Genomic DNA, 9325 nt, shown 5'->3' with positions numbered 1-9325 from the left:
CTTGTGCCGCTTGTTTGCCATTCTCTGTCCTCCGTTCCCTATACATAACGGTGGACCAATTCAGATGGGGCATTTCAGTTCTGAGGACCTGCGCCTTTGTGCGACCGATGTCCTTCACCGTTTCTTCGGTGTGGCGCTCGATCGCTTTGGACAGCGGAGGGGCAGATACGTTCAGCTCCTCCAAGGCACCGGGTTCTGCTAGCTCTTTCTCGCGCTTCTTTATCCAAGCGGTTGCGGCAGGGCGTCTGTCAAAGGTCTTCGTCTCATGATAGGAGGTTCCTTCTCGCATCACTCGCACGCGCGCAAGGTAGCTGCTGCTGCCCTCCTTTCGCTTGCGTATACTGATCGAGCCCATGATGACCTCCCGACTCGGTACATGGGAATCCTATTTGGTACATTGTGCCAAACCCAGCGTCAAAATCGGCGTATTTGGTACAGAACAGGCCGGAACGAGACGAAGGTGAGGCGAAGATAAGTGGCTGATAAAATTAAAAAACAAGATCTATCAACGGCCGCCCGCCTGTCTGTTGCCCCCATGATGGATGGTGGCGATTTCACTTTGGTTTCATAGGGTTGCAGCGCTTCGTGTGCAGAATGTGTTCATGTTTTGATCGCGCGAAATCGCAATCCGTCGGGCTCCTTTCGGATCCCTGGGATTGGCGGAGTAGTTGAGGCACAAGCATCCCTCAAGTGAACCTGAAATCCTGTGAGTAATCCAAGAATGTTGGCCGACACTCCACATCTGGAGGACGCGACATGCGATCACTACTTAGTTTGAGAGGAACATATTCCTATAGTGTGGCTTTGGTTGCACGGACATAGTCACAGTCATTGGGCATAGCGCCCAATAACTCCAGACTTCAAATCAATACGCGTCAAACCCTGTACAATCAGTTCGACTGCGCGTTCTACAGCTCTTCCGCCTTGAGAAACTTCGCACGCAAATAGCTCGCGATTCTCTCCCAAGCTCAAGCCGTTCCATGGCCAGGCGGCGGTGGTCACGCCACGATGAAAGAGGAAGTGGCGGAGTGCATCTAAATCCCGCGGAGTATTTGGTTCTCCTGGAACCTCGAAGCTGTTCGAATATGGAGCAAGTGCGTGACAAAGCGAGGTATGTTTCACGGGCATTAGGCAACGCTCAAGACCGACTGTTGCTTCATCAAGACCGAGTATCTGCCCCACAGCCCGTGCTGCTCCCCCGGCACCGCCCAGCACGAACACTGGCGTCCGTAGCGCAATGGCAATCATGACCTCCTCGGCAATGCCTGCCATGCGCCCCCAACTTTGACCGTCGTCCTTGCCTCCCAGCACCACCAACGCACTGACGTCTTGCAGCATTCTGACGCGCAGCCGGAATAGGCTGAGCGCCCAAGCCACATGGCGTCGCGGATCGTATGTCTCCCCCCGATCTGTGGGCATCGCACCAAACCACTCATCTGTGGGCGCTCCCAACTCTTTGAGTTCATGAGTGCTTATCGTATTGAGCGGAATGAACTCGATCGAGTTTGTGTCGGTTTTGGTACCCGCTGTTTCTGCTCGAAGCGAAGCTGGATATCCCAAGTAGTTTCGTACCCTTGGTTTCTGGAGGGCTTGCTGCGCCAGTTCTGGTGGCGCATCCCTGTCGGCGGCAATCACATGTTCGAGCGTACCTTTTGGCTCGAAAGCCCCGGCGTACGCAAGAGCGGCTCCGTTGCGTAGTAGCTGCTTTGTCAGTGTGGAGAACACTGGAGCCGAGCCAGCCTCCTTAAGTCCCGCCGAAATCCCAACTAGCTGTCCGTCAAGCTTGCCTCGGCTGAAGTGCTGTTGCTGGATTGCCTTAGGAAGGTTTAGCTGGCCTTCCTCGTTCCACCCCGCGTCAAGCAACGTCATCATAGAGCGCACCCCGTGGACGAAGTGTCCGTTCGACAGAAGCTGGCTGAGTTGATCGTCGTTGAGCGACACGGATCGTGTTTCGAGGATCCGGCGCAGCACAAGAGCGCGCGGTACGATCCGTACATCCCCGAGTCCGTTCACTCCGCCGATATTGATCGCACCGCGAAGTCGGCTGATGAAATCTGGCACCTTACGTGCGCGATAGGTCTCTGCGTTGAATTGTGCTCGGCGGTTAAACTCGTCTAGCGTCTCAGCGGTTCCTCCAGCGAAAATGAAAACAGCTTTTCGGACCTCCAACTCTTTTCCGTCAACTAGCACCACCCCATCCTGCATTGGCGCGAGAAACCAGCGCAGCCAACCGAGTGCTGCGCCATCCAAGGCTGCATCAAACTCATCAAAAAAGAACACCGGTGTGATCGTGCCCTCTTTTTCATCAACTTCGGCCGCCGGTTTAGGTTGAAGAGCCGCCTCGAACGTTTTGGCCAGTTCGTCTGTCCCCGCGATCTGGGTCAGATTTGCGGTCTTCACCAGCTTGCACCCGGTCACAGCCTTCGAGATCCTCCTTACGAAGGTCGACTTCCCTGATCCTGGTGGGCCGAACACCACGATTGAGAGCGGGCGCTCGGCTTTGGAGTCAGCATGATAACCCTCGATGAGTTCAACGATGTGGCGGGTCTGCGCAACGATTTCGTTGCCTTCTCCGTCGATGGGCAGATCCAACCCAACAATGTTTGTAATGTGATCCTCAAGTCCATCGCCACTGCGAACGTAACCTATTGCACGTCGGAGCAGATCACTGAATTGTTCTTGAAGTGTCTCGGGAACTGTCAAGGTGCCACCTCTCGTCAGGATGCCAAGGAATAAGGGGAACTATGAAGCGTCAGGTTGATATCTCGCAACAAAGAATCGTATTCCAGCGATCTATCTTTAGCATCGTAGAGTTGGAATTGCGCCATGAGCTATTCGATGGCTCGATGGGAGATCCGATCACCCGGCTTGTGCTGGAACGAGGTGATAGCGTCGCGGTTCTTCCTCATGACCCACATGCGAATATGGTTCTTCTTTGTGAACAGTTCCGTGCCCCGACTATCTCTCGGGGTCCTGGCTGGCTGTTGGAGATTCCAGCTGGGATGGTCGACGGCAAGGAAGGCATTGAGACCTGTGCCCGCCGCGAGATGTCGGAGGAGACTGGACACGAAGTTCAAGCTCTGACCCCAATCGCGACAGTCTATCCCAGTCCCGGTGGCTCTTCGGAGCGAATCCACATCCTTCTTGGCGAGATTGCTTTGCGGGCGGATGCACCCGATACTGCAGGTGCTGCGCAAGAGGGTGAAGACATCCGCATCATCCGTTTGCCGGTTGAGGCTGCTCTGGCTCGTCTGCGCGCGGGCGACATACTTGACGCCAAAACTCTTATAGCCTTGCAGTGGCTCGAACTCTCAGCAGCACGCCAAGAGTTAGGAGGTGATACAAGCTAGACCGGAAGGCGAGTTCGCTCTACAAAACAAGATGTCAAGTCGCTGAGTGCATACGGAGCGCATGCTGATGGATTTTGAGAAATGGTTAGCTTTCTCTGCTCGATGCTTATTTGCGGTCAGAAAGAAAGCTTACAAATTTGAGCTTCTCGGGGCTGATTGAGGCGAGTTTGAGGCAGAATGAGTATTTTGAGGATATCAAGCGACTTAGCTGCGAAAGACCCTAAGTGGTCGATTATCCGATCGAACTTCGCCGCGAGTTTGGAAGCCGGTTTAGTCGATTTGCGCCAGATTGTTTCATTTGCTTGTCGCTTTGATTGCCAGGAAGTTCTTTCCAATTATTGTGATCCTTCGCGTGACTCGACTGCCGATATCCAGGAGCTTTGGTCTCGACATGTCCGCAAAATACGCTTTTCAGGCCCCGGAAATTTGGTGAGTGAAAAACGCGTTCGAGCACTAAACGATGCCTTCCCTTGTGCGCATCTAGACGCAATTAGTCTCTCAGGAACGAGTATATATCGAGTTGTGAGTCACACAAATTGGTTTGAATTGCTTGGAAGCGCAAACGAATTCTGGCGACGCGACTCCGTTGCGGATTTGGACTTACAAGGCACCTTCGCGAACCTCGCTCCTGATCAATTGGCTGCGTGGTGCAGTGCAATTGGTTCGCTTCCCGAAGACGAGCGACGGTTTCGCTTAGATCCCGGCGCCAATAAGTCGCTGGCGCTAGGCGTGGTGTGGTTCACAGAGGAAGAGACTGTTCCTTTCGGGTGGAGCGAACCGCCGAGTGTCGAGCTAGCTGAGAGGGCGCGCGATGCGCTCGGTCTGGGCCACTTTCCGTCTGACACGGTGCCCGGGCCGACGCATCTGTTCGCACTGCGCTTCGATGGTGCCGTTGCGGACCGAGTTTCTCACTACCGTCCTAACGCGATTGACGGGTTGGACAATGCGCGTTTCATGGTGCCGAAAAACCACCAAGATGACAGTCAAGAGGTCAATTGGGGCTGGACCGCGCATCTCGCTCGGATCGAGGACGATCGGCTGAGCCTTGATGGTGCACACGAACGGATCGCTAACCAAATCTGGGAGGAGGACATGCAAGATGCTCCCATTGACTTTGCTTATCTGGGTGAGTTGGCAACCAGACACTCAGTGCCCGACGCGACGTTCGCCACGCGCTTGGAAATGCTGTAAGATCAGGAAATGAGCGTTTGGACTGAAAAGTGAGCGAGAACCACGATATTCTTCGCCTTGAGGGCGGCGACCGGACTTGGTTTTCCGATTGGCTACTCAAGGGGATGTCATGCCATGAGTTTGGAGACTGCGTGCCCGGAAGCGATCCTTTCCCGGGCGCGCAACACCTCATCGGCATGCACGAGCAACTCGTCGACTACCTCGCATTAATCTATGACCGGCTGGGCAGCATACAACGGCAGGACTTTCTTGGTGGCGTGGCCGAGGCGCTGCGAACTCTCAACTTGAACCAAGCAAGGGATCAGGTCTTAGCGTCGCGGCTCTTGTCCTTGGCCACCAGATTGGGTGCCAAAGAAGCTATTCATGTACTTGGATTTGAGATCGACACGCGGCGAAGTGACCCGGAGGCTTTCCGTCTGGTGCGAGAGCTTGCGACGGCCATTAGTGAATGGCCCTATCCGGTTGATGAACGGACTACGAAGGCACTATATCGTCTGTCGCAGTCCCCTGCTTTCGATGGGATACTGGCCCGACGAGCTTTGACTGCGCTGTGCAAAGCGGACCCTGAAAGCCTTTGCAAGCATCTTCAGATCCTACACCCTCATCTGCAAGAGCGCTATGCACCAAAGATTTGCCGCGTGAATGCGAAACGATTCGATGAGCGAAGAAAACGGGTTCTCGAAATACACGATATCGTGCCATCTGCAGTTTTTGCTAACGCTTTCGAAGATTGGGTTAGCCGAGTGCCCTACGGCTATCCTTTGAATTCAATCGCGCACTCATCGGATTGGTGGACAAGTTCAACAGCTGATCGTCGGGTTCTCTATCATCTTCGGCGAGCAGAAGTGAGCACACCAACACCTTCCACGCATCATGAACCCATTGGCGACAACGTAGGCAACCGAAGGACTTTTCCGATTCTGTACGATGACGAAGATATCGCAGATGCCGTTGAACTTCTTGATGAGACGCAGGGGGAGCCTGAAGCCGCATGACGCACGAGTTAGGCGAATCCACAACTCCCAACACCGCTCTATTAGATTTTATCTCTGATGCAGCTGCACAAGATGATTTTCTTGCTCTAGATGAGATTGACGTAAATGACGAATATTTCACTAAGATCTATGCTTGCGATTCGAACGTTATAAGCCTATTCATTGATCCCTTCAGCCGTAGCACTTCGGGGGGCGATCGTAGAATTGGCTCCGGAGAGGTTTTTCACTCAGATTCAAAAAAGAAAAAGGCTGCGATAGCGTCAGCTATTGCTCAGTTTATATGTTACGAGCTGACGGGAAGCGATCCATTATTGCTTATTCCGTCTGTCGATACTGAGATCCAGCTGCTTCTTCAAATCGCTGCGCGCGATGCGGATACCCCGGAAGCGGTATTAGAGAGAGCTCAGGAGCTAACAGAAACTTTAGGCAGCGGCAGCCTTCAACAGGCAGAGGAAGCCGCTCGGACATTGTCTGACTTGATAATCGGCGCCACAAAGAGGAAGAGGCTCTTTTCTCTGCGAGACAACAATCGATTTGCGAGTGTAGACGACCTGTCTCGAATTCATTCCGAATTCTTGCCAGAGGTACTGCAAATTCTTGCTCCGATGACACGGGTCGCGGACATGATTGAGTTTTCTGAAACTCGAGAACGGTGGCATCGCAGTCTAATTGCGCTGGGCCGGAGAGATGATATCAGGCTGTCACGCGACGTCGACGCGATGGCGCGGCTGGAAATGTGGAACCGGCGACTCATGTGCCTCCCACAGCCGCACCGCATGATCTACATAACAGGAGACAATTCGTTGCTTGCTGCCAGTGCAGCTTTTCATCAGATTGAGCTTCAGGAAGAGCAAGCGAGAAACGTGTTTCCAAAAAATGCCTCGTTTCGGGAAGCATTCTTTCGGCATCCAAGATGTTTTCTGGATCGTCCTTACGTTCTTCGCCCACGTTCGGGTGATGGCGATAAATATGCAGCAGCTCAGTCTATCAGATCCTGGTTGAGTTTGTTGCTGGGGGAGTACCAAGATGGGTCAAGACAAATTGGCGAATGGAGCTGGAGTGAAGGAAGATTTGCGCTTAATGACGATGCCGCAAGCGATATTTTGAGTGTTGCTGATAAAAATCCAGATTTGCTTGAAGAGCTGAAAGAGACTTGGGAAGAGTTTACGGATGCTGTAGAACTCACGAGTCTTCACTCGGGAAAAATCCTTGAGATTCAAGATGTAGATAGTCGCTTGCGAATAGATACCTTGCGGCGATTTTTGAACGAGCATATGCCTACGTTTGAGGCGGACCTCCGGGAAACTTGGGAAGCCTGTGTTCGCGCATTTACCGAGGCACGGTTCTTAATTGGAATAGTGCACAAACAGGATAGAATTCCAATGAGACGGGCCCCCCGGCTCTGCTTGGAGGGCGTCGCACCACAAACATTTCTGAATGCTGCATATATCTGGCTCAGAGACACACAAGCGTTCACCGCAAATGCTTTCGATGATGAAAAACGGCGCTTAGATGAAGCAGATCCAAGTGGGTATAACTTTCTTGTAGTCGCCGCATATCTTTTGGCCCAAGGTCAAAACTGGCCTTCCGCGGCCTTTCTTTGTGCTCATGCACGCATAATTGCGAAGCAAGAAACCAATGGCGGTGAGCAGGTGGGACTTCAAGGTTCGAATGGGCGTGAAGCCGCTTATCTTGAGGCATTTGCGAGAAGGCATATGGCTCGTTCAGTTTCTGATCTCGCTCCGCTTCTATCAATCGTTCAAGAAGCTGAATGCATTTTGGAGAAGGAAGTTTCGGTCCACGAAGAGCATGGTATGCAGCTGGATGCGGTTCCAGAGCGGTTCATGGGCGAAAAGCTTGCAATTGAGTACACGAGGCTGATGCTTGAGTGGTACAGCGGGACGACTATTGACGATAATGAAGTCGAGCGCGTTGCTCGGCAATACTATGAGTTTGCGACGCAGCTCAGTGCCGAGATTTTAGATCAGTCACGTTCCGATAAACACGCGCTCCTGAAGGCACTACGGCAACGCGCTTACATTAATATTTGTTCGCTGGCCATTTTCTCCGGTGAAGGCTTTCAGCTCAGAGACATCGGTGAGTACGCTGCTGTCCAACTCTGGGATGAACTCAAGGACCCTGACGCAGATGAATTGAGCCTTTTTGCAAGAGTTGTTCTTTACGCTGGCTTGGCGCTCTTTGGCGAAGCATCAATTCGCGTGGACAACCGTCGCCGTGCATTGGACTTGATCGCGGAGGCGCGGAGACGAAATCGAAGCGAAGAGCTAGGCTTTGTATATGACGCGCAAAGGTACCGTAGGTTTGAGGAGCTACTGAAGCGCGGACTGCCATTAGCATAGCGCCGGAACATTAACTTCTGATGGTTTCAGTGCTACTTCCTATTTCTCGCCACACACGAAAGTCATTTCTTCGCCCGTCTGCTTTGGAGGATCGGACCGACTCCGTAGCGACCTGATGCGGCTAGGGCGCGCCGATGTGCGATCCGTGTGCAAATCGATCCGCCTCAGGGTCTGCGACCAAAGATGCTTAACCTTGCTCGCCATCGGGTTGTGCTTGGGTTTCCGTTGGCTTCTTGCGGTTGGCCCGTGGACCCGCCTTGCGCGCTGTTGCGAACCCACGGTCGGTTGACATGAAGCGATCAAGCATGGGGGCGACGAGGCGCGCAGGTTCCAGATCCTGGCCGGTCTGGTGGCCCAAGACCGCCGCGTAGTCGCAGAGGTCGCGGTGCACGTCGGCGGGCAGCTCGACGGTCAGCTTGACCGGCTTGTCGTCACGGATCGGGCCGAGCTTCAGCTTCGTCATCTCACTTCTCCCAAAGGCTCGAGGATCAGGTCGCGGGTGACCATGACGCGGACGGGGAAGCCAGGGCGGATGGTCAGTGTCGGTGGGACGGAAAGCTGCTGTCGCACGATCTCGTCCCCGGTCCGCCCGATCGTGTCCTGTGCTGCTTCGCGGATAGCACGGGCGACGTCATCCTCGCTGTCGGCGCCGCTCTCGAGGCCGAGGTTCAGGATCGTGGCGAGGCCGGCGGCCAGGAAGACACGACCCCAATGGTTGTTCACCCGATCCTGCAGGCCGGACGCGCCGGTTCCGTCCGTGCCGGGCGCGCGTTCCAGCACAAGGGAGCGACCATCTGGAAGGATGAGCCGGGTCCAGACGAGGAGCAGGCGGCTTTGTCCGGACGCGATGCGGCTGTCATACTCCTCCAGAAGCCGAGCGCCTTGCGGGATCAGCAGGTAGCGACCGGAAGGACTGTCATAGACGTTCGACGTCACCTGCGCCGAGATCTGGCCGGGAAGGTCGGAGCGAAGGCCGGTGATCAGGGCAGCCGGGATGACGGTACCGGCCTGCAGGATGTAGGGACTGGGCGGTGCCGTGATGCGTTCAGCGCTCACAGTTTCAGTGTCTCCGGTTCGCGTTAGGAAGGTCTCCCGGCTCGAGACGGGGTCGTTGGCCGCGCCGGTATTCGGGCTTGTGGGGAAGAGCGCGCCGGTCGCAGGCAGGGACGGGGCTGACGGCGTGCCGCCACGCGGCACGGTCTGTGCCTCGGCGAAGAGGGCGCTCAGGCGGGCGGCCTCGATCTCCTGAAGTCTGCGTTGTTCGTCCGGATCGACGGTCGTCGAGACCGGCGCCGAAAGCGGCGGAGCAGGCACCGGCTGACCACGATCTTGAGCGCCGAGAATGGCGCGGCTGTTGATTTCCACCCAGAAGTGAGCCGGGCCGGCGGATAATTTCCACTGAGAACTGAGCCATGTGAACCTTTCCCCG

7 protein-coding genes and 1 pseudogene are annotated in these 9325 nt (G+C 54.7%); 4 read left to right on the top strand and 4 right to left on the bottom strand.

The genetic code is table 11. The annotated features are described in order from the left end of the window. Together G0P99_RS24535 and G0P99_RS15430 are read right to left on the bottom strand one after the other, a co-directional pair. Positions 1-355: pseudogene (locus G0P99_RS24535) on the bottom strand (hypothetical protein); the annotation flags it as partial. A 473-nt stretch (positions 356-828) separates the two neighbouring features. Beyond that, complete coding sequence (locus G0P99_RS15430; RefSeq protein WP_164131375.1) at positions 829-2703, bottom strand: AAA family ATPase; 1875 nt, start codon at positions 2701-2703, stop codon at positions 829-831. A 41-nt stretch (positions 2704-2744) separates the two neighbouring features. Here G0P99_RS15430 and G0P99_RS15425 point away from each other — a divergent pair, with 41 nt between their 5' ends. From G0P99_RS15425 to G0P99_RS15410, 4 genes are all read left to right on the top strand, one after another. Continuing rightward, positions 2745-3350 carry an NUDIX domain-containing protein gene (locus G0P99_RS15425; protein WP_164131374.1) on the top strand — a complete coding sequence of 202 codons (606 nt, stop codon included), beginning with the start codon at positions 2745-2747 and terminating at the stop codon, positions 3348-3350. Positions 3351-3527: 177 nt separating this feature from the next. Continuing rightward, positions 3528-4541: a hypothetical protein gene (locus G0P99_RS15420; protein ID WP_164131372.1), complete on the top strand. Its 1014-nt coding sequence runs from the start codon at positions 3528-3530 to the stop codon at positions 4539-4541. A 29-nt stretch (positions 4542-4570) separates the two neighbouring features. Then, on the top strand, positions 4571-5536 hold the full coding sequence (locus G0P99_RS15415; protein WP_164131370.1) for a hypothetical protein: 966 nt from the start codon (positions 4571-4573) through the stop codon (positions 5534-5536). Beyond that, complete coding sequence (locus tag G0P99_RS15410) at positions 5533-7896, top strand: hypothetical protein (RefSeq protein WP_164131368.1); 2364 nt, start codon at positions 5533-5535, stop codon at positions 7894-7896. The genes G0P99_RS15415 and G0P99_RS15410 overlap by 4 nt, the downstream gene beginning before the upstream one ends. A gap of 187 nt (positions 7897-8083) precedes the next feature. Here the strand turns inward: G0P99_RS15410 and G0P99_RS15405 are convergent, their stop codons facing one another. Both G0P99_RS15405 and G0P99_RS15400 read right to left on the bottom strand, forming a co-directional pair. Beyond that, on the bottom strand, positions 8084-8359 hold the full coding sequence (locus G0P99_RS15405; protein WP_164131366.1) for a DUF2274 domain-containing protein: 276 nt from the start codon (positions 8357-8359) through the stop codon (positions 8084-8086). After that, positions 8356-9325, bottom strand: a 970-nt coding sequence (locus tag G0P99_RS15400; RefSeq protein ID WP_164131364.1) for a TrbI/VirB10 family protein, incomplete at its 5' end; no start/stop codon positions are given. The genes G0P99_RS15405 and G0P99_RS15400, both read right to left, overlap by 4 nt.

This window comes from Ruegeria sp. PrR005, assembly GCF_010500245.1.
In the GTDB taxonomy this organism is placed as follows: Bacteria; Pseudomonadota; Alphaproteobacteria; order Rhodobacterales; family Rhodobacteraceae; genus Ruegeria_B; species Ruegeria_B marisflavi.
The sequence above is the reverse complement of the archived record's forward strand: the minus strand, read 5'-3'. Positions and strand labels throughout refer to the sequence as shown.